The organism is Streptomyces lunalinharesii (genome assembly GCF_039532155.1).
In the GTDB taxonomy this organism is placed as follows: Bacteria; Actinomycetota; Actinomycetes; order Streptomycetales; family Streptomycetaceae; genus Streptomyces; species Streptomyces lunalinharesii.
On the sequence record NZ_BAAARK010000047.1, the window covers coordinates 21,787 to 46,826 of the forward strand.

Sequence of the window (25,040 nt, forward strand, 5' to 3'; positions counted from 1 at the left end):
GATCACCACGCTTGAGCGAGACGCTTCGCGCCCTCCTATCCACTGTCCGACGTCGTACTGAAGAGAGCACCGTGGCCGCCGACAAGATCGATACCATCGTCAGCCTGAGCAAGCGCCGTGGCTTCGTCTACCCCTGCAGTGAGATCTACGGTGGCTCCCGCGCTGCCTGGGACTACGGTCCCCTCGGCGTCGAGCTCAAGGAGAACATCAAGCGCCAGTGGTGGCGCGCCATGGTCACCTCCCGCGAGGACGTCGTCGGCATCGACTCGTCGGTGATCCTGGCCCCCGAGGTGTGGCAGGCGTCCGGCCACGTCGCCACCTTCACCGACCCGCTCACCGAGTGCACCTCCTGCCACAAGCGCTTCCGCGCCGACCACCTGGAGGAGGCGTACGAGGCCAAGCACGGCAAGCTCCCCGAGAACGGCCTCGCCGACATCAACTGCCCGCACTGCGGCAACAAGGGCGGTTTCACCGAGCCCAAGCAGTTCTCCGGCCTGCTCTCCACCCACCTCGGCCCGTCGCAGGACACCGCCTCCGTCGCGTACCTGCGCCCCGAGACCGCCCAGGGCATCTTCACCAACTTCGCGCAGGTCCAGCAGACCTCCCGCAAGAAGCCGCCGTTCGGCATCGCCCAGATGGGCAAGTCCTTCCGGAACGAGATCACCCCGGGCAACTTCATCTTCCGGACCCGCGAGTTCGAGCAGATGGAGATGGAGTTCTTCGTCAAGCCGGGCGAGGACGAGCAGTGGCACGAGTACTGGATGGAGCAGCGCTGGAACTGGTACCGCGACCTCGGTCTCCGCGAGGAGAACGTCCGCTGGTACGACCACCCCAAGGAGAAGCTCTCCCACTACTCCAAGCGCACCGCTGACATCGAGTACCGCTTCCAGTTCGGCGGCTCGGAGTGGGGCGAGCTGGAGGGCGTCGCCAACCGCACCGACTACGACCTCTCCTCGCACGCCAAGGCGTCCGGCCAGGACCTCTCCTACTTCGACCAGGAGGCCGGCGAGCGCTACACCCCGTTCGTCATCGAGCCCGCGGCCGGTGTCGGCCGCACCATGCTCGCCTTCATGCTCGACGCCTACACCGAGGACGAGGCGCCGAACGCCAAGGGCAAGCTGGAGAAGCGCACGGTGCTGCGCCTCGACCCGCGACTGTCCCCGGTCAAGGTCGCGGTCCTGCCGCTCTCCCGCAACCCGCAGCTCTCCCCGAAGGCCAAGGGGCTCGCCGCGGACCTGCGCAAGTTCTGGAACATCGAGTTCGACGACGCGGGCGCCATCGGCCGCCGCTACCGCCGCCAGGACGAGATCGGCACCCCGTTCTGCGTCACCGTCGACTTCGACACCCTCGACGACAACGCGGTCACGGTGCGCGAGCGCGACACCATGAAGCAGGAGCGCGTCAGCCTGGACCAGATCCAGTCCTACCTGGGCAGCCGCCTCCTCGGCTGCTGATCCCGCGGCCCGCGGCCCGGCCGGCGAACGGTCGGCCGTGGGCACCCGCCCGCCCCGCGCGGGCACACACGCCAACGCCGGCCGGTCCCCGAGGAATTGGGGGCCGGCCGGCGTCGCGTTGCCCGCCCGGGCGGGCCGTCGCTCCGTGCGGCGCTACCCCCGCAGGCCGCGCAACACCAGGTCGCGGACGGCCTCGAAGTCGTCGGTGATCTCCGGCCGGAACCACTCCGCGGAGTAACAGGGGTCGTGGAAGCGGCTGGTGGCCCCGAACACGGCGTGCGCGGTGACGGCCGGGGCCGGCGCATGGAACGTCCCTTCCGCGGCCCCCGCCTCGATGATCTTCGCCAACTGGCCTTCGAGGTCGGTGACGTGCCGGTCCACCACGCCGCCGCTCTCCCCGATCAACGTCATGTACGTGGCGAAGAGTTCGGGATCGTCCCCGGCCTTGTGCCGCTTGGCCTCGAAGAGCATGCCGAGCCAGCGCCCCAACCGCTCCTCGGCCGGCCCCGCGTCCGCCACGACCCCCGCCAGCGACGCGCTCGTCCGGTCCAGCCAACGCGCCGTGACCGCCTCCCGCAGCGCCGTCTTCGTCCGGAAGTGCCGGTACACGCTGCCGTGGCTCACGCCCAGCGCCCGCGCGACGTCGACGACCGTGGCCTTCGCCGGCCCGTACCGGCGCAGCACCTCCTCGGTGGCTTCGAGGATCCGCTCGGGCGTCAACGTCTCGGGTGGCATGGGGTCGGTCCGACCTTTCGGGTTATGGGGGGCGACTCCTATGGACGGTACCGGGTCGCTGCGCTGGGCTGCTTCCCACGTTTTTGGCTTTTCCGCCGTGGTGGTTGCGGTTTGCGCCTGGCGGCGCGGGCCTGTTCCCACGTTGTGGGGTTTGCCGCCGTTGCGCCTGCGGCGGGCGTTGTCCGCTGCGCGGGGCGTTTGGGTGGCGGTGTCGGGCCTGCGGGGGTGGTGTGCAGGACTGCTGCGCTTTACGTCCTGCACACCACCCCCTCCGGCCCGCCCCCTCCCGTTGAGGGTGGGTTGAAAGACGGGTGAGTGGGGCCCTTGGTGTGTGGGCTGGTGCCGGTTCGTGGCAAGGCAGCAGGGGCTCGCGCCCCCGTGCCGAGGCGGGTAGGGAGTGTCGCATCACGCCCTCCCTCACACTGCGCGGCACACCCAACGCGCACTGGCCCACCTACGCGAACCCCCACCGCCTCTCTCCCACCCACAAACGGGAGGGGACGGGTGTGCGGGAGGTGGGGTGCCCGGACGTAAAGCGCAGCAGTCCGGGCACCCCACCTCCCGCACACCCGGCACCGCCCCCGACCAGCCCCGCGCAGCGGCACCGCGCCGCAGGCGCAAACAGCGAAACCCCCAGGGCGGGGAGGCCGACGACGTACGACGAAGCCCCGCGCAGCGGCAACGGCAGCGGCCCCGCGCCGCAGGCGCAAACAGCGAAACCCCCACGGTGGGGAGGCCGACGACGTACGACGAAGCCCCGCGCAGCGGCAACGGCAGCGGCAACGCGCCGCAGGTGCAAACAACAACCCACGGCGGGATGGCCGACAACGTGGGGCGAGGCCCGAAGGGGGTGGCGTTAGTGCTCGCTGTCGAGGTGGGTCATTTGGGAGGCGGGGTAGCGGGCGCCGGCGGCGGCGCCGGCGGGGACGGCGCGTTCGATGGCGGTGAGGTCGGTGGCGTCCAGGGTGGTGTCGAGGGCGCCGAGGGCCTCGGTCAGGCGGTCGCGGCGGCGGGCGCCGATCAGGGGGACGATGTCCTCGCCGCGGGAGAGGACCCAGGCGATGGCGGTCTGGGCGACCGTGATGCCCTTCGCTTCGGCGATCGCGCGGAGGGCGTCGACCAGGTCGAGGTTGCGGGTGAGGTTGTCGCCCTGGAAGCGCGGGGACATGCCGCGGAAGTCGTTGGCGGCCAGCTTGCGGTCGCGGCCGAAGTGGCCGCTGATCAGGCCGCGGGACAGCACGCCGTACGCGGTGATGCCGATGCCGAGTTCGCGGGCGGTGGGCAGGATCGCGGCCTCGATGCCGCGGGAGAGCAGGGAGTACTCGATCTGGAGGTCGGAGATCGGGGCGACTGCGGCGGCGCGGCGCAGGGTCTCCGCGTTCACTTCGGAGAGGCCGATGTGGCGGACGTGGCCGGCTTCGACGAGTTCGGCGAGGGCGCCGACGGTCTCCTCGATCGGGACGTCCGGGTCGACGCGCGCGATCCGGTAGATGTCGATGTGGTCGGTGCCCAGCCGCTGGAGGGAGTAGGCGGCGAAGTTCTTCACCGCGGCGGGGCGGCCGTCGTAGCCGGTGAAGCCGCCCTCGACGGTGCGCAGGGCGCCGAACTTCACGCTGGTCAGGGCCTTTTCGCGGGCGGCGGCGGGGGCCGTGCGGAGGGCTTCGTTGATGAGGAGTTCGTTGTGGCCCATGCCGTAGAAGTCGCCGGTGTCGAGCAGGGTGATGCCCGCGTCCAGGGCGGCGTGGATCGTGGCGAGGGATTCGGTGCGGTCGGCGTCGCCGTAGAGGGCGGACATGCCCATGCAGCCGAGGCCGAGGGCGGAGGTCTGCGGGCCGCTGGTGCCGAGGGTGCGGGTCTGCACGTCGTGCTCCTGGGTGGGGAGGGGAAGGGACGGCCGGCGTGCCGGGGCGCGCCGTGCCGGTATCCACCTTCGCATGACGGCTGACAGATTTCAATATTTGTCATTCGTAAGGGTGGGGGGTGGGGGAGGGGAGGTGCGGGCCGGGGCGCCCGGAGTGGGGTAGGGGGCGGGCGTCGCCGCAGGTCAGCGCAGGGTGCGGGGGAGGCGGAGGCCGAGCAGGGTGGTGCCCGCGACGATCGCCAACTGGGTGAGCAGGGCGGCGAGGAACGCGTCCCGGATGCCGGTGGTGGGCACCAGGGAGAGGAACAGCGTGCCGAGCGTCGCCACGCCCAGGGCCAGGCCCGACTGCTGGGTGGTCACCAGCACGCCGCCGCCGACCCCCGCCTGTGTCGCCGGCAGTTCGCTCAGCACGATCCGCATCAGCACCGGCAGCACCAGCCCCTGGCCGGCGCCCAGCACGGTCATGCTGGGGGCGAGGGCGGCGACCGGGATGCCGGGCCAGTCCGCGTGGACGGTCAGCGCCAGGAGGAGCAGGCCGGCGCCCTGGATCAGCGAGCCGGTGACGACCACCTTGCGCCCGAAGCGCTGCACCAGCCGGGGGCCGGCCAGCGAGGCGACGAAGAAGGCGACGCAGAGCGGGGCCAGGGAGACGCCCGCGGCCAACGGCCCGTAGTGCAGCCCGCTCTGCAGGGCGACCGCCACCACGAACATGAACCCGCCGAAGCCCAGCGAGAACGGGACGATCATGGTCAGTCCGCTGCGGACGGAGGGGATGCGGAAGAGCGAGGGCGGCACCAGCGGGGTGCGGCCGGTGCGTTCGGCGCGGCGCTCCACGGCCACGAACGCCACGGCGGCGAACGGGAAGACGGCCAGCAACAGCCAGGACCACAGCGGCCAGCCGGCGGCGCGGCCCTCGGTCAGCGGCAGCAGCAGGGTGATCAGCGCGGTGGCGAGCAGGGCGGTGCCGGGGCCGTCGACCCGGCTGGGGTGCGGGGAGCGGCTCTCCGGCACGGTGCGGGCCGCGAGCAGCCAGGCCGCGGCCGCGATCGGGACGTTCACCAGGAAGACCGCGCGCCAGCCGCTGCCCGCCAGGTTCACCGAGACCAGCAGCCCGCCGAGCACCTGGCCGACGGCGCTGGAGACCCCGGCCGTGCCGCCGTACAGGCTGACGGCCTTCGCGCGCCGCTTGCCGGTGGTGGCGGCCTGGATGGTGGCCAGCACCTGCGGCAGCAGCAGCGCGGCCGCCGCGCCCTGGGTGACCCGGGCGGCCACCAGGGTCCAGGCGTCGGGGGCCAGTCCGCAGGCGAGGGAGGTCAGGCCGAAGGCGGCCAGTCCCCACAGGAACAGCCGGCGCCGCCCGGCCATGTCGCCGAGTCGTCCGCCGAGCACCAGCAGGGTGGCGTAGGCGACGCCGTAACCGGCCACCACCATCTCCAACATCGCCGGGCCGGCGTGCAGGTCGCGGTCGATGGTCGGCAGGGCCACGTTGACGATGAAGAAGTCGATCAGGGGGAGGGCCGCGCCCAGCAGTACGGTCAGCAGGCCCAGCGGGGTCAGCAGCGGGGCGGGAGCCGGGCGGACCGGGGCCGCGGTGGTCCGGGTGGTGGACGGGGCCGGTGGGGCGGGGGACGCTATCGGGGTTTCGCTCACGTAGACGAGCATCATGCGCCGCTCAGCCTGGTACCAGAGTGTCCTTATCCTGGTACCTGTGCTACCTGGCAACCGGCTGCGGTCTGGGGCACTCTGGACCCATGACGGTGGACGTGACCGAGCTCGCCGGGGCGGCGCGCACGAGCAGTACGACGGGGCCACGGCCGGCGGGCGGCGCCGGGCACCGGGCCGACGACGCGGTCCGACGGGCCGAGCTGGCGGCGTTCCTGCGCAGCCGGCGCGAGCGGATCACCCCCGAGCAGGTCGGGCTGCCGCGCGGCAGCCGCCGCCGCACGCCGGGGCTGCGCCGCGAGGAGGTCGCGCACCTCGGCGCCGTGGGCGTCACCTGGTACACGTGGTTGGAACAGGGCCGCGACATCCATGTCTCCCCGCAGGTCCTGGACGCGGTCGCCCGCGCCCTGCAACTGGACCGCGCCGAGCGCAGCCACCTCTTCGCCCTCGCCGCGGCGGTCGATCCGCTGCCGGGCAAGGAGTGCACCGGCGTCCCCCGGGCGCTGCGGGACATCCTCGCCGGGCTGGAGCCGTACCCGGCAGTCGTCCAGAACAGCCGGTTCGACATCCTCGCCTACAACGCCACGTACGGGCAGCTGATGTGCGACCTGGACGCGCTGCCCGACGAGGACCGCAACTGCATGTGGCTGGCGTTCACCCACCCCGGCTGGCGGGCGAGCCTGGTCGACCGGGAGGCCACGGTCCGCACGATGACCGCCAAGTTCCGCGCCTCGATGGCCGAGCACGTCGCGGAGCCGGCGTGGAAGGCGCTGGTGGCCCGGTTGACGGAGGCGTCGCCGGAGTTCCGCGCGCTGTGGGCCGAGCACGAGGTCGAGCGGGCGACGAGCGCGGTCAAGGTGTTCCGGCACCCGGTCGTCGGCGTCCTCCAGCTGACCGGCACCAACCTGTGGACGGGCCCCAACGCCGGCCCGAAGGTGCTCACGTACACGCCGGTGGACGAGACGTCCCGGTCGCGCCTGGTGGAGCTGGCGGAACTGGCGCGGAAGCGGCCCGGAGCCCGCAGGGAGGCCGCGGGAGCCGACGCGCCGCCCGCGTAACCGGAGCCCGGAGCCCGCGCCCGTCACGAACCGGTGTGCGCCCTGTGGTGGTCCTGCGGCGCCTCGTCCGTGAAGAGCGCGGCGGTGCGCCGGGCGGTGGCGGCGGCCCAGCGGCCGGTGGTGAGGGCGCCGAGGAGGAAGATGGCGCCGCCGCAGCCCGTGATGATCCACCAGGCCGGGTGGGCCGCGGCCAGGAACTCCGGGCGGGTGGCGCCGGCGTGCGCCCCGCCCGCCAGTACGGCGCCGATCACCGCGACGCCCAGCGACCCGCCGACCTGCCGGCTGGTGGAGGCCACGGCCGCCGCGACGCCCGCCTGGGTGCGGGGCATGCCGGACACCGCGGTGTTGGTGATCGGGGCGTTGACCAGGCCGAACCCGATGCCGAAGAGGACGTACCCGGTGAACAGCAGACCGGTCGCCGACGCGGTGTTGAAGGCCGCGAAGAGGGCGCCGCTGGTCGCCATCGCACAGCCGGCGAGCAGCAGCGGCAGCCGCGCGCCCCGACTGGCGACCAGCCGCCCGGACAGCGGCGCGCAGACCAGCGTCATGCCCGCCATCGGCAGCATGTACAGGCCGGCGTTCAGGGCGGACAGGCCGCGGATGTTCTGGAGGTAGAGGGTGTTGACGAACAGGAAGCCGCTGAGCGCGGCGAACGCGCAGACCGCTATCACCGTCGCGCCGGCGAACGGCGCGCTGTGGAAGAACCGCAGGTCGATCAGTGGTTCCCGGCGGCGCCGCTCGTAGCCGATCAGGGTGGCCAGGGAGACCAGCGCCACCACTGTGAACGCCAGGATCTCCGCCGAGGTCCAGCCGGCCTCCGGCGCCTCGATGATCGCGTACGTCAGCGAGCCGAGCAGCGCGACCACCAGCAGCTGGCCCACCGGATCGACCCGGCGCGGCCGGGGGGCGCGGGACTCGGGCACGTAACGCAGGGTGAGGAAGAGCGCCAGGGCGCCGATCGGGACGTTGATCCAGAAGATCGAGCGCCAGCCGACGCTCTGCACCAGCAGCCCGCCGATCACCGGCCCGGCGGCCATGCTGATGCCGACCACCCCGCCCCACACCCCGATGGCGCGGGCCCGCTCCCGGGGGTCGGTGAAGGTGTTGGTGATGATCGACATGGCGACCGGGTTGAGCATCGACCCGCCGACCGCCTGCACCATCCGGAACGCCACCAGCCACTCCAGGTCGGGCGCCAGGCTGCACAGCAGGGAGCCGAGGGAGAAGACCACCAGACCGGCCGTGAAGACCCGGCGCCGGCCCAGGCGGTCCGCGGTCGAGCCGGCGAGCATCAGCAGCGAGGCCAGCACCAGGGTGTAGGCGTCGATCGTCCACTGCATGCCGGAGATCGAGGCACCCAGTTCGTGCTGCATCGACGGCAGGGCGACGTTGAGGACGGTGTTGTCGAGGCTGACGATCAGCAGGCTCATGCAGCAGATCGCCAGGACGAGCAGACGCCGCCGACGGCTGAGGTCAGGCATGGTTGAACGCTACAACGATCCGGGCCGGACGGCCCCCGGCGGGGTGCCCGGCCGCGTGCGGGACAATGGGAGCCATGAGTTCGCTGCAGATCGGCCCGCACACGGTGCAGCCCCCCGTGGTCCTGGCACCCATGGCCGGCATCACCAACGCCCCGTTCCGGACGCTGTGCCGGGAGTTCAGCGGCGGCAAGGGCCTCTTCGTCAGCGAGATGATCACCACCCGGGCCCTGGTCGAGCGCAACGAGAAGACCATGCAGCTGATCCACTTCGACGCCAGCGAGCGTCCGCGGTCGATCCAGCTGTACGGCGTCGACCCGGTCACCGTCGGCAAGGCCGTGCGCATGATCGTCGAAGAGGACCTGGCCGACCACATCGACCTCAACTTCGGCTGCCCGGTCCCCAAGGTGACCCGCAAGGGCGGCGGCTCCGCCCTGCCGTACAAGCGGCCCCTGCTGCGCGCCATCCTCCGCGAGGCGGTCACCGGCGCCGGCGCGCTGCCGGTGACGATGAAGATGCGCAAGGGCATCGACGACGACCACCTCACCTTCCTCGACGCCGGCCGGATCGCCGTCGAGGAGGGCGTCACCGCCATCGCGCTGCACGGCCGCACCACCGCCCAGCACTACGGCGGCACCGCCGACTGGGACGCCATCGCCCGCCTGAAGGAGCACGTCCCGGAGATCCCGGTGCTCGGCAACGGCGACATCTGGTCGGCCGACGACGCGGCGCGGATGATGCGGCAGACCGGCTGCGACGGCGTCGTGGTCGGCCGCGGCTGCCTGGGGCGCCCCTGGCTCTTCGGCGACCTGGTCGCCGCCTTCGAGGGCACCGGCGCCCCCAAGGCCCCCGACCTGCGCGAGGTCGCGGCCGTGATGGTGCGGCACGCCACCCTGCTCGGCGAGTGGTTGGGCGACGAGGCCCGCGGCGTGATCGACTTCCGCAAGCACGTCGCCTGGTACCTCAAGGGCTTCGCGGTCGGCTCCGAGATGCGCAAGCGGCTGGCGATCAGCTCGTCGCTGGCCGAACTGGCGGAGGGACTGCACGAGCTGGACCTCGACCAGCCCTGGCCGGTCGGCGCGGACGGCCCGCGCGGCCGGACCTCCGGCAACAACCGCGTGGTGCTCCCGGACGGCTGGCTGCGCGACCCGTACGACTGCGCCGGCGTCGGCGAGGACGCCGAGCTGGACACCTCCGGCGGCTGACCGCCGGCCGTCCCGGGCGACCGCTGTCGACGTCCGCCGGTATACGACCCCGGACGGTCGAGGCGGCGTTCCCGCCCGCGGCGAACTATGGCCTGATACGGACGCCGGGCGCGCCGCGGTCGGCGACCCGCCGCACCGCCTGGATTCGGGCGCAGCAGGTGCTGCTGCGCCCCGCCTGCACCGACCGCACCGTCCGCTCCAACGTGCGCCCGGTGCCGGGCGGCTGCGCCGGTGCGCGGGCGCCGGCGCGGCCGCGCCGGGCGGGGACGTCGAGCCGCCCTCCCCGCTTCGCACGGGGCCGGAGCCGTACGGCCACCGAGGCGTTCAACAGGTGGGTCCCGGTCCGTGGTTCCTGCTTCCCCGAGGTCGGCGGTGGGGCGTGCGGGGCGGACACCCCAGGTGCTGCGGGCCCGGTGCCTGGAGGACGATCCGGCGCTCGGGGTGCGCACCGGCGCCGGTTCGTCGTGACGGGTGGCCGAATCGTGCGCCGATCTGTCCGCGGTACGGAAAAGGGCCGGTGTTCCGGTCGACGCATTCCTTGATCACATCGCGGAAGAGGGTCCAAATGATGGACCCGCGTCACACATGAGCGCGTGATTCTCGCCACCCCTGATAGGGGTTGCGCTCATATGAGCACTCAAGGGTGGGCTCTATCTCTCGCAAAGGTGGCACCCGGTGCCACGCGGCATGCGTTCAATCCATCAAGTGAAAGCGAGCGCTCCGTAGCGATCTCCGCCCTGACGACTGCGGAGCGCAGCGATGCATTCAGGTAGTAAACGATGGTCGAAATGCTTGATCACATTCGATCTGCTGGCGGACGCCGGGTTACGCACGTATGTCGACCAAGTGGACGTACCCATACGCCTTCGATCTGGGTATGTTCCTCGCCGTCAGGGCAGCCCGTCGGCGAGGAGTCAGACCCGTGCCGGAAACACAAGATCCCCACGTAAGCCAGTCTTCTTCCGTGAAGTTCGTCTACGACTTCACCGAGGGCAACAAGGACCTCAAAGACCTCCTCGGTGGCAAGGGCGCCAACCTCGCGGAGATGACCAACCTGGGGCTTCCCGTCCCGCCCGGCTTCACGATCACCACGGAAGCCTGCAAGGTCTACCTGGAGAGCGGCAGCGAGCCCGCGGCACTCCGTGCCGAGGTCTCCGCCCACCTCGACGCCCTTGAGCGGACGATGGGCAAGAAGCTCGGTCAGGCCGACGACCCCCTGCTGGTTTCGGTGCGTTCCGGGGCGAAGTTCTCCATGCCCGGCATGATGGACACCGTCCTCAACATCGGCCTCTCCGATGCGTCGGTTTCCGGCCTCGCCTCGCAGGCCGGCGACGAGCGGTTCGCGTGGGACTCCTACCGCCGCCTGATCCAGATGTTCGGCAAGACCGTGCTCGGCGTCGACGGCGACCTCTTCGAGGAGGCCCTGGAGGACGCCAAGCGCACCAAGGGCGTCACCGTCGACGTCGACCTGGACGCCGCCGACCTCAAGGCGCTGGTCGAGCGCTTCCAGCAGATCGTCACCAAGGAGACCGGCCGGGACTTCCCGCAGGACCCGCGCGAGCAGATGGACCTCGCCGTCCGCGCGGTCTTCGACTCCTGGAACACCGACCGCGCCAAGCTCTACCGCCGCCAGGAGCGCATCCCCGGCGACCTCGGCACCGCGGTCAACGTCTGCTCCATGGTCTTCGGCAACCTCGGCCCCGACTCCGGCACCGGCGTCGCCTTCACCCGCGACCCGGCCAGCGGCCACCAGGGCGTCTACGGCGACTACCTGCAGAACGCGCAGGGTGAGGACGTCGTCGCCGGCATCCGCAACACGGTCCCGCTCGCGGACCTGGAGTCGATCGACAAGGCGTCGTACGACGAGCTGATGCAGATCATGGAGACGCTCGAAACGCACTACAAGGACCTGTGCGACATCGAGTTCACCATCGAGCGCGGCAAGCTGTGGATGCTCCAGACCCGGGTCGGCAAGCGCACCGCCGGTGCCGCCTTCCGGATCGCCACCCAGCTCGTCGACCAGGGCCTGATCGACGAGGCCGAGGCGCTCCAGCGGGTCACCGGCGGCCAGCTGGCGCAGCTGATGTTCCCCCGCTTCGACCTGGACGCGAAGTCCGAGCTGATCGGCCGCGGCATCGCCGCCTCCCCGGGCGCGGCGGTCGGCAAGGCCGTCTTCGACTCCTACACGGCCGTCAAGTGGTCGCGCTCCGGCGAGAAGGTCATCCTGATCCGCCGCGAGACCAACCCCGACGACCTCAACGGCATGATCGCCGCCGAGGGCATCCTCACCTCGCGCGGCGGCAAGACCTCGCACGCCGCCGTCGTCGCCCGCGGCATGGGCAAGACCTGCGTCTGCGGCGCCGAGGAGCTGGAGGTCGACACCAAGACCCGCAAGCTGACCACCAAGGACGGCACCGTCATCGAGGAGGGGGACGTCGTCTCCATCGACGGCTCCACCGGCAAGGTCTACGTCGGTGAGGTCCCGGTTGTGCCGTCCCCGGTCGTCGAGTACTTCGAGGGCCGGATGCACGCCGGCGCCGAGGACGCCGACGAGCTGGTCAAGGCCGTCCACCGGGTCATGGCGTACGCGGACCGGGTGCGCCGGCTGCGCGTGCGGGCCAACGCCGACAACGCCGAGGACGCCGCCCGCGCCCGCCGGTTCGGCGCCCAGGGCATCGGCTTGTGCCGCACCGAGCACATGTTCCTCGGCGAGCGCCGGGAGATGGTCGAGCGCCTGATCCTGGCCGACAGCGACGCCGACAGGGAAGCCGCCCTCGCCGAGCTGCTGCCGCTCCAGAAGGCCGACTTCATCGAGCTGTTCGAGGCGATGGACGGCCTGCCGGTGACCGTCCGCCTGTTGGACCCGCCGCTGCACGAGTTCCTGCCCGACATCACCGACCTGTCGGTGCGGGTCGCGCTCGCCGAGGCCCGCAAGGAGCCGCACGAGAACGACCTGCGCCTCCTCCAGGCCGTGCACAAGCTGCACGAGCAGAACCCGATGCTGGGGCTGCGCGGCGTCCGCCTGGGCCTGGTCATCCCCGGCCTGTTCGCCATGCAGGTGCGGGCCATCGCCGAGGCCGCCGCCGAGCGCAAGAACGCCAAGGGCGACCCGCGGGCGGAGATCATGATTCCGCTGGTCGGCACCGTGCAGGAGCTGGAGATCGTCCGCGAGGAGGCCGAGCAGGTCATCGCCGAGGTCCAGCAGGCCCGCGGCGTCAACCTCAAGCTCACCCTCGGCACCATGATCGAACTGCCCCGCGCCGCCCTCACGGCCGGTCAGATCGCCGAGTCCGCGGACTTCTTCTCCTTCGGCACCAACGACCTCACCCAGACCGTCTGGGGCTTCTCCCGCGACGACGTGGAGGCCAGCTTCTTCACCGCGTACCTGGAGAAGGGCATCTTCGGCGTCAGCCCCTTCGAGACCATCGACAAGGACGGCGTGGGCTCCCTGGTCCGCAGCGCCGCGGCGGCCGGCCGGGCCACCCGCCCCGACCTCAAGCTCGGCGTCTGCGGCGAGCACGGCGGCGACCCGGAGTCGGTCCACTTCTTCCACGAGGTCGGCCTGGACTACGTCTCCTGCTCGCCGTTCCGCATCCCGGTCGCACGACTGGAGGCGGGCCGGGCGGCAGCCGAGTCCCAGGGCAGCGACAGCCGCTGACCCCCGGGGCGCGAGCCCCCACACCCCCGGAACCGGCGGCGGGCACACCCTGCGACCCTCACGGCCCGCCACCTGCTCCGGAACCCCACGAGGGCGGCACCTGTGCGGAGGTGCCGCCCTCGGTCGTGCGTGGGCCGGGGGTGGGCCTACGCGGGTCGGTGTCTCAGGGTGAGGAGGAGGGCGTCGTACGGGGTGGTGCCGGTTCGGAGGTGGGTCTCGCCGTATTTGCGGTAGCCCCAGGACCGGTAGGCGGCCTGGGCGGCCTCGCTCGCCGGGTGGACGTGGAGGACCACCCGCTCGGCCGTGATGCCGTCGAGGAGGGTCTCGTGCAGCCGGCGGGCGAGGCCGTGGCCGCGCCACGGCAGGCGCACGGCCAGTTCCCTCAGGCCGAAGGTGCGGTGGCCGTCCTCGTGGCGCACGGCCTCCGGTACGGGTGTGGTGAGCGCGTCCCACCAGTCGGTCTGAGGGCCGAGGAGGGTGCCGTACGCCATGCCGACGGGGGTGCCGTCCGGCGTGCGGGCCAGGGCGGCGCGGAACGTGGGGTTCCGGGTCGTGTCGCGGAAGCGTCGGAAGGCGGCGCGGACGCCGTCCCCGGTCTCGCAGTAGGGCGGTTCGGCGAACGCGTCGGCGTGGACGAGCGTGAGGTCGGCTTCGGCCCGTTCGGCGGTCGGGCCGTCCAGGCGGGCGACGGTGAGGGCTTCGCGGTCGGGGTGGGTCACGTGGTGCTCCTCGGGCGGTCTCGCGGCGGCGGTCGCCCCGGGCGGGCGGCGGCCGGCTCGGCCCCGGCCGCCGGTGGGCCGCGGGGCCATCCGGATCGTGCCCAGCCACCGGCGCCGGACGATCCCCGCGCCGGGCCCGGTGGCGCGCTCCGTCCGGCCCGGAACGCCGAGGAGGGCGGCACCCGCGCACGGGTGCCGCCCTCGGACGCCGTGGTCAGCCGGCCGGGACCTCGCTGCGCACCCGCCGTCCGGCGAGCGCCGCGTAGACGGCGCCCGACACCAGGATGGGCAGGAACCAGGACAGGTCGGTGCCGCCGAGCCGGGCGCTCAGCCAGCTGTGCAGCAGCGGCGAGTTGATGGTGAGCAGGCCCGTCGCCATGCCGCACGCCATCGCCGCGATGCCGCGGACGTTGACGCCGCCCAGGCCCCAGTAGCGGCTGCTGGCGTCGCTGGTGTGGATGGCGTGCGCGTCGTACCGCCAGCGGCGCAGCACCCCGTCGGTGATCCAGACCGCGGCGAACGGTCCCGCCCACACGTTGACCAGTGACAGGAAGTCGTTCAGCGCGGTCTCGAAGTCGTACACGAACAGGATCAGCAGGACCGCGACCAGCGCGAGGAGGGCGTCGAGCGCGGTGGCCAGCCAGCGCTTGAGGGGGATGCCGACGGCCTGGATGGCGAGGCCGGAGGAGTAGAAGACGGAGGCGTTGTTGGAGATCGAGCCGAGGAAGCAGGCGGCGATGTAGAGGACGTACAGCCAGCCGGGGACGAGCGGTTCGACGCCGGCGACCGGGTCGGCGAGGTTGGTGCGGGTGGCGACCAGGACGCCGGTGACGCCCAGGTAGACGGCCATGCCCGCGCCGCCGCCCAGCACCCGCCAGAACACCTTGCGCACCGGTGTCTCGGAGGGCAGGTAGCGGGCGTAGTCGGGGGAGACGACGAGGTAGGACAGGGACCCGGAGGCGACGAGCGCCGCCGCGGAGAAGACCAGCGCGATCGTGCTGGTGCCGGACGGGGCGTGGGCGGGGTGCCAGTTCCAGTTGACGTCGCCGACCGTGTGGCAGAGCAGCAGCGCGAAGATCACCGCGATGGCCAGGGCGAAGAACGGCTGCACCCGGACCAGCAGCCGGTGTCCGGTGACCGCGATCACGATGGCCACGCCGAGCACCACGAGGGTCGCGAGGACCTTGCCCGGGGCACCGGGGTGGTGCCAGCCGAGCCGTTCGAAGAGCGCGAGGACCGCGAAGACCCCGAGCAGCCCGTTGACGGTCTTGAAGCCCAGCGACATGGCCCAGGTGAACAGGGCGTTGACGCGGTTGCCGAGGACGCCGAACGGGGCGCGGCTCAGGGTGAGCGCCGGCAGCCCGGCGCGCGGCCCGGCGATCGAGCTGTAGGCGACGAGCGTGAAGAGCGCGTTGCCGATCACCACCGCCACGACGGCCTGGACCAGGGAGAGGCCGAGCGCGATGGCCCCGGCGCCCAGGACGAAGAAGAACTGGTAGGAGTTGATCCCGGCCCAGAAGAAGCCGAGTTGGCGGGGGGAGAGGTAGCGCTCCGACTCCGGGATGAAGTCGTAGCCGTGCTGTTCGACCGCGCTCGCAGCGGGTGCCCCGGGGTCGTCTGGTGGTGCGGTGGTGCTCATCGGTGGTGCTCCTTCACGGTGGCGGGCGCGGGCGGCGCGGTGCGCGGGGCCTGCCCCTCGGGCGGGGTGAGGGGCAGGCGCGGGGTGGGTCAGGCCGAGGCGGCCCAGGCCCGCTGACCGCCGATCCACGTCTCGTCGACGCCCAGGGCGGCGAGTTCCCCGAGGTCCGCCACGCCGTAGGGGTCGACCGGGGTGATCACGAAGTCGGCGAGGCCACCGGCGAACAGCGCGCCGACCGCGTCCTCGCGGTGCAGCGCACGGGCCCCGCCGACGGTGTGGGCGCGCAACCCGTCGGCCACGGCGAGCCGCATCTCGGGGGTGCCGAGCCGGGTGCCGAGGACGGTGACGCGGCTCGCGGCGGCGGCGACGGCCTCGAAGGGGCGCGGCGGCGCGACGGGCGCGTCGGAGCTGAGCGCGAACGAGGTGCCGGCGCGTTGCAGCAGGCCGCAGGGGTTGTACCGGTGCCCGAGTGCGCCGATCGCGGTCAGCGTGCCGTCGCCGGTGCGCAGGTGGTGCTGCGGCTGGAGCACGGCGTGCACCCCGAGCGCGCGCATCCGGTCGATCTCCTCGTCGGTGGGCAGGCCGCAGTGCTCGATGCGGTGCCGCGGATCGGCGGCCGGGGCCGCGGCGAGCGCCCGCTCGACGGCGTCCAGGACCATGCCGATGGCGTACGGGGACTGGGCGTGGGTGGCGGTCTGGAGTCCCGCGCGGTGGGCGCGGAGCACCAGGTCCGCGTACTCCTCGGGGGAGTGGTAGAGCTGCCCGTGGTGGCAGCAGTCGGCGGCGTAGCCCTCGGGGAAGTAGGCGGTCCAGCCGCCGAGCGTGCCGTCCGCGTACAGCTTCACGCCTTGGACGCGCAGCAGGTCGTCGCCCAGCCGTCGGGTCAGGCCGAGGTCGAGGGCGGTGTCCAGGAGGGCGGAGGTGAGGTAGACGGAGGTCCGCATGCGCAGGTCGCCGTTGTCGCGGGCGCGCAGGTACGTGCCCAGCTCGCGGCGCGAGGCCTGGGCGTCGCCGATGGTGGTGACCCCGGCGGCCAGGAACGTCTCCTGGGCGCGCAGCAGGTGGCCGCGCATGACGTCCTCGGGGTCGTCGAGGTGGAAGTTCGGCCCGTGGTTGGTGATCTTGACGCCGTCGGGGCCGGTGAGCAGGTCGCAGGCGCCGTCCCACAGTTCGCCGGTGGGCTCGCCGGAGGCGTCACGGCCGATGCGGCCGCCCGCCGGGTCCGGGGTCCCGGCGGTGATGCCGTACTTGCGCAGGGTGAAGGAGTTGACGACGCCGCCGTGTCCGGAGGCGTTCATCACGTACACCTCGCGGTCGGTGGCGACCCGGTCCAGGTCGCGGCAGGTGGGGTGGCGGCCCTCGGCCAGCCGCCGGTGCTCGTAGCCGAAGCCGCGCAGGGCGGTGTCGGGGCGCAGGCCCTCGGCGTGCCGCCGCAGGGCCGCCACCAGGCCGTCGATGGTGTCGACGGTCTCCGGGCGGACGTCCGCCCAGGCCAGGTTCTGGCCGTACATCACCGGGTGGCAGTGCGCGTCGACGAAGCCGGGCAGGACCCACCGGCCGTCCAGGTCCAGCACCTCGTCCACGCGGCCGTCGAGCGCGGCGCGGCAGTCCTCGGCCGTGCCGACGTGCACGATGCGGTCGCCGCGCACCGCGAGCGCCTCGGCGGAGCCGGTCGCGGTGAGGGTGTGGACGGTGCCGCCGGTCACGAGGAGGGTGCGTTCGGCTGCCGTCCGGGGCGGGTTGGGCATGGTGGTGCTCCTGTGTGGTGCGGGGGAGAAGGGGCGCGGCACCGGTCCGCGAGGGAGGGCGGAGCGCGGTGGACCGCGGGGCGGGGCGGACCGTCGCATCGGTGGCCGGGAAGGTCTCGTGCTGCCGTCTCGCTCGCCGCGAGTGTAGAGAGCAAACGAATCGCTCGCCAAGGGGTGTCGAAAGAAAATTTTCGTTGATCTTGGCAGGGGTGCGCGAACGAAACGGAATCCGCGGGCGGGCCCGGGGTGGTCTGCGGCCGGGCGGGGCGGCGGTGCGGCGGGCCCGGCGCGCGCGAGGACCGGGCGCGGCAGGAGGCCGAGCGGGAGCTGCACCGGAGGGGGTGCCGGGGTGACCGAGGGGCGGGCCGCCGTGGGGTGTGACGGCGGCCCGGTGCGCGGGGTCAGCGAGCGGTGGAGTCGTACCGTTCCTTCACCAGCTCCAGGTGGAGCCAGCTCTCCAGGGCGTGCACCCCGGGGGCGGACCGCAGCTCCTCCAGTGCCGTCAGGACGTCGGGCAGGCTCGCGCCACCCACCGTGCCGATCACATCGGCCCGCCCCACGCACTCCGCGGCGAACTGCACCGATTCGGCGGCCACCAGCCGGGCCACGTCCGGCCCGGTGCCCGAGCGGCGCAGCGCGAACCCCGCGAGGTACCCCAGGCCCACCGCCCCGGGGCTGGTCAGCGCCACGACCCGCAGCATCCCGGCCGCCAGCAGCCGCAGCGACCGGGCCCGCGCCGCCGCCGGGGACATCCCGACGCGTTCCGCCAGGTCGGCGTAGGACGTCCGGCCGTCCGCCTGGAGCGCCTGCAAGAGGGCGTGGTCGGTGGCGTCGAGGTCCGGCGCGGCCGGCGCGTCGGCGGGCAGGTAGGGGTCCTTGGCCACGCGGGTGTACGGGGTGGTGTCCACCTCCCGCACGCCGGGGAGCCGGGAGACGTCGGCCAGGAGGGCGCTGAGCGCGTCGAAGCTCTCCGTGCGCAGCTCCGCGACGATCGGCCGGCGGCCCGCCGTCAGCGTGACGAAGACCGCTTCCGGGAGCGCCGCGAGGGCCCGGGCGGTGGGCGCGGCCGGACCGTTGACCGCCAGCGTCACGTGCGCGCAGACCGTCCGCCCGAGGACCGCCGGGTGGACGATGCCGACGATCCGCACCACCCCGTCCTCCTTGAGACGCCGGACCCGGGCCCGGGTGGCGGCCCGGGAGAGCCCGATCCGCGCGGCGAGCGTCTCGTACGACGTGCGTCCGTCGTGCTGGAGCAGGCGGACGAGCGCGAGGTCCGTGGGGTCGAGGGGGGCGGGGTTCATGGGGCCGCCCAGTCTGCCACGCCGGGGCCCGCCGCTCCGCTCCGGGCGCTGCTTTCGGGGCTTTCGGCGTACGGCCCGAAGAAGGGGCCCGGCGGCCCTTGCGCAAAATCCCGAAAAGCGTCGACGCCGGGGATCGGAAGCGGCACCGGAACCCGGCGACCGGGAATCCGTTGAACCGGAAGCCGTCGCACCGGAAATCGTCCAAAGGAGAACCATCCGCGGCGCAATGCCCCGCGCCACAATGGTCCGAACGGGAACCGTCCGTATCGGAACCGTTTAGTGGCGCGGGTCACGGTCGGTTGTCGGCCGTTGTCGGAGTCGGGGCCGTGGCCGACCGGGCGGCGGCACGCCCCGCGGCCGGCTGGCGAACGACGGCGCACGGCAAGGGCGGCACCCGTGCGCACGGGTGCCGCCCTTGCTTTTCTCCGGACTCCCCCCTCGGGAGCTGCCGCCCTCCCAGTCGGCGTGGGAGGCGGCCTTCAACGGGGCTGTGCCCGGCCGGTTGTTTGCCCATCACCCCCCACGGGATCGAGCAATCCGGGCCGTGCGCACCGACGTTGAATTGCCTCCAGCATTCCGTCCGGGCGGGGCCCCGCGCGACCCTTTTCAACTCTGGCCAAAAGGGCATGGTGACCGCGTGTGGTTGCGTGCATACTCAGGCGTGCCGGGGGCCGACGGAGATAACCAAAGAGTGGGGGTTCGGTGTTACGCGTCCATTTCAGTGGACTCGATCTGGCCCGCGTGCGGATTGCCGCGCGCCCGGATGCGCTGTGGGAGACGGTCTTAAGCTTTCACCGGCTTCGCGACCGGCGTGACGATTCCACGTTCGGCAGTTGGCGATCGGAAACCCGTGGAAGGTTGAATGGCGAAGCGCGTCTGCTGGCACCGCTGGTGCCCACCCGCGGCTATTTCCCGGATTTCCTGACGCCCGCCGAGGGCCTGCTCGGCATGGGCGAGGCGCTCGGCGCGCTGCGCGAGACGCCGGTCGGTCGGCTGCACGCCGAACTCGCCCGCCTGGTGCCCGCCGCGGGGCGCCCGCTCCCCGCCTGGATACGCGCCATGGCGGACGGCGAGACCCGCGCGCTGGGCCGCCTCGCCGGGATACTCCAGCGCTACCACGACGCGGCCGTCGCCCCCCACTGGCACCGCGTCCGCAGTCGGATAGAGGCCGACCGGGCCGCCCGTGGCCGGGCCCTGCTGGACGGCGGCGCGGACCGGCTGCTGGCGTCGCTGCCGCCGATGATGCGCTGGCGTCCGCCCGTCCTGGAGGCCGACTACCCGGTGGACCGCGACCTCCACCTCGGCGGCCGCGGGCTGCTCCTGCTGCCCTCGTACTTCTGCCGCCGCACCCCGGTGACCTTCCACAACCCGGACCTGACGCCGGTCCTGGTCTATCCGGTCGAGCACCCGGCGCCCCGCCTCGCCCCGCCGGTCCCGGCCGACCGCTCGCTGGGCCGGCTGGTGGGCCAGACCCGCTCGGCGATCCTGCACGGCATCGGCGTCGGCTGCACCACCAGCGAACTCGCCCGCCGCGTCGACGTCTCGCTGGCCTCCGCCAGCCAGCACGCCACCGTCCTGCGCGACGCCGGCCTGCTGTCCACCCTGCGCCAGGGCAACGCGGTGCTGCACACCCTGACGCCGCTGGGCGCCGCCCTGTTGCGCGGCGCCCACCTCGACGGGGCGGCGGTCTTCGAGCGCTGAGTCGCCGGCCGGCCGCGGCGCGCGGGGCCGTCCCGTCAGTACGGCCGGTCCCCGGCGATCGCCACCCGCTCCGCGATCCGCCGCTGCGTGCCGTAGTCGAAGACCGCGTAGTGCTGGGTGGCGCGGTTGTCCCAGAAGGCGACGTCCCCGGCCCGCCAGCGGAACCGCACCTGGAACTCCGGGACATGCGCCTGCTGGAACAACAGGCGCAGCAACCGGTCGCTCTCCGCCTCCGGCAGTCCCACGATCCGGGTGGTGAACGACGCGTTGACGAACAGCATCCGTCGCCCGGTCTCCGGGTGCCGGCGCGCCACCGGATGCTCCACCGGAGGGAACTCCCCCTGGAGCGGGGCGAGTTGGGACGCAGAGAAGAATCGAGAGAAGCCCGGGAGATAGTCGTGCACCGCCCGCGCCCCATCGATCCGCTCCCGGATTTCCAGTGGCAAATTGTCGTACGCCGCGGCCATGTCGGCCCACATCGTGTCCCCGCCCGCCGCCGGAACCTCGTGCAGCTGCAACACCGCGCCCATCGCCGGCCGTTCGCGGAAGGTTACGTCCGTGTGCCAGACGTTCTCGAACGTCCGAGCGCCGGCGGCCGCCTTGTCAAACCGCACCACCTCCTTCGAGTCGCCCCGGGCGAGCAGCGGGTTGGTCTCCAACTCCCCCCAATAGGAGGCGAATTGGCGCTGCGCGGCGGACGTCAGGTGCTGTCCGCGGAAGAACAGCACCTTCCACTCCAGCAGGGCCCGGTTCAGCTCCGCCCGTAGCGCCGCGGACAGCGGGCGCGACAGGTCCGGCCCCCGCACCTCCGCCCCGATGGTGGCGGACTGCGGGACGACGTCGAACAGCTCGTAGGGCCGGTCCGGCCAGTCGTCCGGGGTGCGGCGCAGGATCCGGTGGCCTTCGTAGAGGCCGTCGGCGGGGATGCGGTGGGGGCGCAGGGGCGGCGTGCCGGCGGTCGCGGGCGCGTCGGTGGGAGTCGTCAACAGGTCCTCCATGCAACGGAGTCGGGTGGGCGCACGGCCGCGGGTGGGCGGCGGGCGCGGGGGAGGGGAGGGCGGGTGCCGGGAAGGAGGCGCGGGCGGGAGGCCGGCGGCAGGGCCGGGGCTCCGGGTCCTCAGCGGGTGCCGGGACAGCCGGCCGGGGGCGAACCCACCCGGCCGCGGCGGCGCAGGAAGCTCAGGCCGCGCGGGGCGCACGCACCGTGAGGGCCGCGGTCGCGCGGCGCCGCCTCACGGAGATCCAGGTACGTGCACATGGCACGCACCGTACCGCATCCGCGGCCCGCTGCCCATGGCGCGCGGACCGCGCCCGCGCTCAGTCGTCGATGCCGGAGCGCTCCACGCCGGCCACGATGTACCGCTGGAGCAGCAGGAAGACCACCACCAGCGGGACGATCGACACGCCCGCCGCGACGAAGAGTTCGTGCAGGTTGAGGTTCTGTGCGGTGGTGAACGTGGACAGCGCCACCTGCACCGTCCAGGCCGACTGGTCCTGCCCGATCACCAGCGGCCACAGGAAGGAGTTCCACGCCCCGATGAAGACGATGGTGCCGACCGCCGCGAACACCGGCCGGGTGTTGGGCACCACGATCCGCCAGTACGTCCGCCAGTACCCCAGCCCGTCCACCCGCGCCGCGTCCTCCAACTCCTTGGGGAAGCCCAGGAAGTACTGCCGGAAGACGAAGCACGCGAAGGCGCTGAACAGCGTCGGGACGACCAGGCCGCGCAGCGTCGAGATCCAGCCGAGGGTGGAGACCAGCACGAAGCTGGGCACGAACGTCACGGCCGCCGGGACCATCAGGGTGCCCAGGATCGCGTAGAAGACCACCGAGGCGTGGCGGTAGGGGATGCGGGCCAGTCCGTAGCCGGCCATCGAGGCCAGCACCACCGTGCCCACGGTCGTCGCCACCGCGATCACCGTCGAGTTGAGCAGCGAGCGGGCCAACGGCAGGTCCGGATCGGCGAACGCCTCCGTCAGGTTCGACCAGTGCAGCTCGTGCGGGAAGAACGTCCAGGAGGGCGCCGTGATGTCGGCCTCGCTCGCCAGCCCGTTGCGCACCAACAGGTAGAACGGGACGAGGAACAGCAGGGCCAGCGCGACCAGCAGCACCCTGCGCAGCGCCCGGCCGGCCCGGGTCAGGGCCTCGTGCATGGTCTCAGTCCTCCTTGCGGCCGAGCCCGAACCAACGGGCCTGGACCACCGTCGCCAACGCGATGAGCAGCGCCAGGATCACCGCGCCGGCACTGCCCAGCCCCAGGTTCTGGTCCCGACCGAGCGCGGTGTAGTACAGGTACACCAGCGGGGGGCGGGCGTACGGCGGATAGCCGCGGGCGTCGCTCAGCAGGTTGTAGAACTCGTCGAACGCCTGGAAGGCGTTGATGACCAGGAGCAGCACCACCGCCACCGAAGTGGCCCGCAGCTGCGGGAAGGTGATGTGCCGGAAGACCTGCCAGCCCGGCCGGGCCCCGTCCACCGCCGCCGCCTCGTACAACTGCGGGGAGATCCGCTGGAGCCCGGCGAGGAAGAGGATCATGTAGAAGCCGGCTTGCAGCCACAGCCGCACGGTGACGATCACCAGCCAGTACCAGGGCGGACTGGTCGTCGACAGCCACGCTGTCTGGTCCAGCCCGAACCAGTCGAGCACGGTGTTCGCCAGTCCGAACCGCACCCCGTTGAAGAGCGACAGCTTCCAGATCAGCGACGCCACGACGTAGGAGCACGCGGTCGGCAGGAAGAACACCGAACGGAAGAACGCCTGCGCGAAACGCAGCCGGTTCACCATCAGCGCCAACGACAGCGACAGTCCGAACGTGGCCGGCACGATGAACGCGGTGAAGAGCAGGAAGGTGCCCAAACTGCTCAGGAAGGCGCCGTCCTGGAGCATCGCCGTGTAATTGTCGAGCCCGATGAATTCCGTCGGGTTCACCGTGTTGTGGGCGTCGAAGAAACTGAGGTAGACGCTCCACAGCAACGGGACGTAGGTGAACAGCGTCAGCCCGATCGCGAACGGCCCGACGAACACCCAGAACCACAGATTGCGCCGTTGCGGACCGAGCAGCGAGGCGGTGCGCGCGCTCACTTCTTCTTGGCCCGCTGCAGCTCGGCGTTGACCGTCCGCACCACGGACTTCAGCTCCGTCTCCGGGTTCGCCCCGCTCTTGATGATCCGGCTGAGCGCGTCCTGGTACGCGTTGCGGTCCGCGGTGTTCCACAGCAGCGGTTCGGCGTAACCGTGGTCGGTGGCGAAACGCACCGCGTCCGCCGCGGGCCCCTCGTGGAGTTTCTGGGCCTTCTTCGCCAGCGACAGGCGGGCCGGAATGTGGAATCCGTACGACAGCGCGAAATCCTGCTGGAAATCCGTCCGGTCGATCCACAACCACTTGGCGAATTCCCCGGCCGCCGCCCGGTTCTTGCTGCGGGCGTTCACCGCCGACGCGTACGCCCCCACCGGCACGGTGGGTTTCCCGCCCGGGCCGTCCTTCGGGAACGGCAGCACCCCGAAGTCGTCCCCCAGCGCCTTCTTGATCTGCGGCAGCGCCCACAGCCCCGACCACTGCATGGCGGTCAGCCCCTGGACGAAGGCCGCCGGGTCGGACCAGTCCGTGGGCGCGCCCAGCAACAGCGACCCGTCGGCGAACAACTGCCGGAACTTCGCCAGCACCCGGGCCGCCGCCGGATCGTCGAACCCGACCTTGCCGTCCTCGGTGATCAGGCTCAGCCCGGCGGCGAACAGCGGCGTCCCGCTGAGCACCCCGACGCCGCCGTCGTTGCCGAGGAACAGCCCCTTGACCTTGCCGGTGGTGAGCTTCTTCGCGGCGTCGACGAGTGCGTCGACGCTCTGCGGCGGCTGCACCCCGGCGCCCTTCAGCAGGCTCTTGCGGTAGTAGAGCAGCTGCGTGTCGACGGTCTGCGGGATGCCCCAGATCTTGTCCTGCCAGATCTTGGGCGCCAGCACCGCCTGGTTGAAGTCGTCCTTGACCGGCGCGACCAGCTCGGTCAGATCGGCGACCTGCCCGCCCTGGATCTGCTCCAGCAGCGGCCCGTTGACCTCGAAGACGTCCGGCCCCGAGTCGGTCAGCAGCGCCGCCGCGGTCTGCCGGTCGTAGTCGCCGGGCCGCCACTGGACGCTGACGTCCGCCTTCTCGTACGCGGCGGCGTACCGCTTCACCGCCTGCTGGGTGCCCGGCTCGCCGTACTGGTGGTACCACTGCGCCAGCGCGGGGCCCGAACCGGAGCCGCCACGACCGGTGTTGGAACCGCACGCGGTCGCCATCGCCCCGGTGAGCGCGATGCCGCCTCCGGCGGCGAGGAGCCGTCTTCTGCCGATCATCGTCATGGCAGGTACTTTGCCGTACCTGGCGGGGCCGTGCACCACGTTGTCGGCTTTCTCGCCGTGGGGGTGCGGTTTCGCCTTCGGCGGGGGTGGGTTCGGGTGGGGGCGTCGGTTGGTGGGTGGTGCCGGGGTCGGGCCTGCGGGGGCGTTGTGCAGGACGTAAAGCGCAGCAGTCCTGCACAACGCCCCCGCAGGCCCGACCCCTCCTCGCCGTTGAGCGCCCCCGCCCGGTGGGGGGAGGGGACAGAGCGGCCCCGTTGTGGTGGGCCCCCGACCAGAAGCCCGGGTCGGACGTGAGCAGCCAGGCCCCTACTTCCTCACCTCAAGGGGTGGGGAACCGTAACGACGGCGCGAGGGGGTGGGGCCTTGGGGGTGGGTGTGCGGACGTAAAGCGCAGCAGTCCGCACACCCACCCCCAAGGCCCCACCCCCGCCACCCACCACACACCGCAGCCCCACCCCACAACCACCCCCGCCGAAGGCGAAA

17 protein-coding genes are annotated in these 25,040 nt (G+C 72.4%); 5 read left to right on the forward strand and 12 right to left on the reverse strand.

Annotation, left to right across the window (positions count from 1 at the left end; translation table 11 throughout):
- The first annotated feature begins 71 nt into the window (after positions 1 to 71).
- Positions 72 to 1,454 (forward strand): glycine--tRNA ligase, encoded by a 1,383-nt coding sequence (locus ABD385_RS36370; protein WP_344583929.1) that lies wholly within the window; start codon positions 72 to 74, stop codon positions 1,452 to 1,454.
- 153 nt (positions 1,455 to 1,607) lie between these two features.
- On the opposite strand, the gene ABD385_RS36375 is transcribed toward ABD385_RS36370, so the two are convergent.
- The 3 genes from ABD385_RS36375 to ABD385_RS36385 all read right to left on the reverse strand — a co-directional run bounded on the left by ABD385_RS36375 (position 1,608) and on the right by ABD385_RS36385 (position 5,712).
- Positions 1,608 to 2,189, reverse strand: a complete 582-nt coding sequence (locus ABD385_RS36375; protein ID WP_344583930.1) for a TetR/AcrR family transcriptional regulator — start codon at positions 2,187 to 2,189, stop codon at positions 1,608 to 1,610.
- A gap of 856 nt (positions 2,190 to 3,045) precedes the next feature.
- On the reverse strand, positions 3,046 to 4,050 hold the full coding sequence (locus ABD385_RS36380; RefSeq protein ID WP_344583932.1) for an aldo/keto reductase: 1,005 nt from the start codon (positions 4,048 to 4,050) through the stop codon (positions 3,046 to 3,048).
- Positions 4,051 to 4,233: 183 nt separating this feature from the next.
- On the reverse strand, positions 4,234 to 5,712 hold the full coding sequence (locus tag ABD385_RS36385) for an MFS transporter (RefSeq protein ID WP_344583952.1): 1,479 nt from the start codon (positions 5,710 to 5,712) through the stop codon (positions 4,234 to 4,236).
- Between the two features lie 89 nt (positions 5,713 to 5,801).
- Between ABD385_RS36385 and ABD385_RS36390 the strand changes: the two genes are divergently transcribed.
- Positions 5,802 to 6,770, forward strand: coding sequence for a helix-turn-helix transcriptional regulator (locus ABD385_RS36390; RefSeq protein ID WP_344583933.1), 969 nt, complete (start codon positions 5,802 to 5,804; stop codon positions 6,768 to 6,770).
- Between the two features lie 23 nt (positions 6,771 to 6,793).
- Here ABD385_RS36390 and ABD385_RS36395 read toward each other — a convergent pair whose 3' ends face one another.
- Positions 6,794 to 8,251: an MFS transporter gene (locus tag ABD385_RS36395; protein WP_344583934.1), complete on the reverse strand. Its 1,458-nt coding sequence runs from the start codon at positions 8,249 to 8,251 to the stop codon at positions 6,794 to 6,796.
- 65 nt (positions 8,252 to 8,316) lie between these two features.
- On the opposite strand from ABD385_RS36395, the gene dusB reads away from it, so the two are divergent.
- A complete protein-coding gene (gene dusB / locus ABD385_RS36400; RefSeq protein WP_344583936.1) occupies positions 8,317 to 9,453 on the forward strand; it encodes a tRNA dihydrouridine synthase DusB in 1,137 nt (378 codons plus the stop codon).
- 964 nt (positions 9,454 to 10,417) lie between these two features.
- Positions 10,418 to 13,111, forward strand: coding sequence for a pyruvate, phosphate dikinase (gene ppdK, locus ABD385_RS36405; RefSeq protein WP_344583937.1), 2,694 nt, complete (start codon positions 10,418 to 10,420; stop codon positions 13,109 to 13,111).
- Between the two features lie 146 nt (positions 13,112 to 13,257).
- On the opposite strand, the gene ABD385_RS36410 is transcribed toward ppdK, so the two are convergent.
- The 4 genes from ABD385_RS36410 to ABD385_RS36425 form a co-directional block, all read right to left on the reverse strand.
- Positions 13,258 to 13,830, reverse strand: coding sequence for a GNAT family N-acetyltransferase (locus tag ABD385_RS36410; RefSeq protein WP_344583938.1), 573 nt, complete (start codon positions 13,828 to 13,830; stop codon positions 13,258 to 13,260).
- A gap of 214 nt (positions 13,831 to 14,044) precedes the next feature.
- Positions 14,045 to 15,469, reverse strand: coding sequence for a purine-cytosine permease family protein (locus ABD385_RS36415; protein ID WP_344583940.1), 1,425 nt, complete (start codon positions 15,467 to 15,469; stop codon positions 14,045 to 14,047).
- Between the two features lie 89 nt (positions 15,470 to 15,558).
- Positions 15,559 to 17,217: an amidohydrolase gene (locus tag ABD385_RS36420; RefSeq protein ID WP_344583941.1), complete on the reverse strand. Its 1,659-nt coding sequence runs from the start codon at positions 17,215 to 17,217 to the stop codon at positions 15,559 to 15,561.
- Between the two features lie 401 nt (positions 17,218 to 17,618).
- Positions 17,619 to 18,518 carry an Lrp/AsnC family transcriptional regulator gene (locus ABD385_RS36425; protein ID WP_344583942.1) on the reverse strand — a complete coding sequence of 300 codons (900 nt, stop codon included), beginning with the start codon at positions 18,516 to 18,518 and terminating at the stop codon, positions 17,619 to 17,621.
- Between the two features lie 858 nt (positions 18,519 to 19,376).
- On the opposite strand from ABD385_RS36425, the gene ABD385_RS36430 reads away from it, so the two are divergent.
- Complete coding sequence (locus ABD385_RS36430; RefSeq protein ID WP_344583943.1) at positions 19,377 to 20,219, forward strand: ArsR/SmtB family transcription factor; 843 nt, start codon at positions 19,377 to 19,379, stop codon at positions 20,217 to 20,219.
- A gap of 35 nt (positions 20,220 to 20,254) precedes the next feature.
- Here ABD385_RS36430 and ABD385_RS36435 read toward each other — a convergent pair whose 3' ends face one another.
- From ABD385_RS36435 to ABD385_RS36450, 4 genes are all read right to left on the reverse strand, one after another.
- Positions 20,255 to 21,205: a TauD/TfdA dioxygenase family protein gene (locus ABD385_RS36435; RefSeq protein WP_344583944.1), complete on the reverse strand. Its 951-nt coding sequence runs from the start codon at positions 21,203 to 21,205 to the stop codon at positions 20,255 to 20,257.
- 331 nt (positions 21,206 to 21,536) lie between these two features.
- A complete protein-coding gene (locus tag ABD385_RS36440) occupies positions 21,537 to 22,373 on the reverse strand; it encodes a carbohydrate ABC transporter permease (RefSeq protein ID WP_344583946.1) in 837 nt (278 codons plus the stop codon).
- A 4-nt stretch (positions 22,374 to 22,377) separates the two neighbouring features.
- On the reverse strand, positions 22,378 to 23,301 hold the full coding sequence (locus ABD385_RS36445; protein WP_344583948.1) for a carbohydrate ABC transporter permease: 924 nt from the start codon (positions 23,299 to 23,301) through the stop codon (positions 22,378 to 22,380).
- Positions 23,298 to 24,557 (reverse strand): ABC transporter substrate-binding protein, encoded by a 1,260-nt coding sequence (locus ABD385_RS36450; RefSeq protein WP_344583950.1) that lies wholly within the window; start codon positions 24,555 to 24,557, stop codon positions 23,298 to 23,300. The genes ABD385_RS36445 and ABD385_RS36450 overlap by 4 nt, the downstream gene beginning before the upstream one ends.
- Positions 24,558 to 25,040 lie beyond the last annotated feature (483 nt).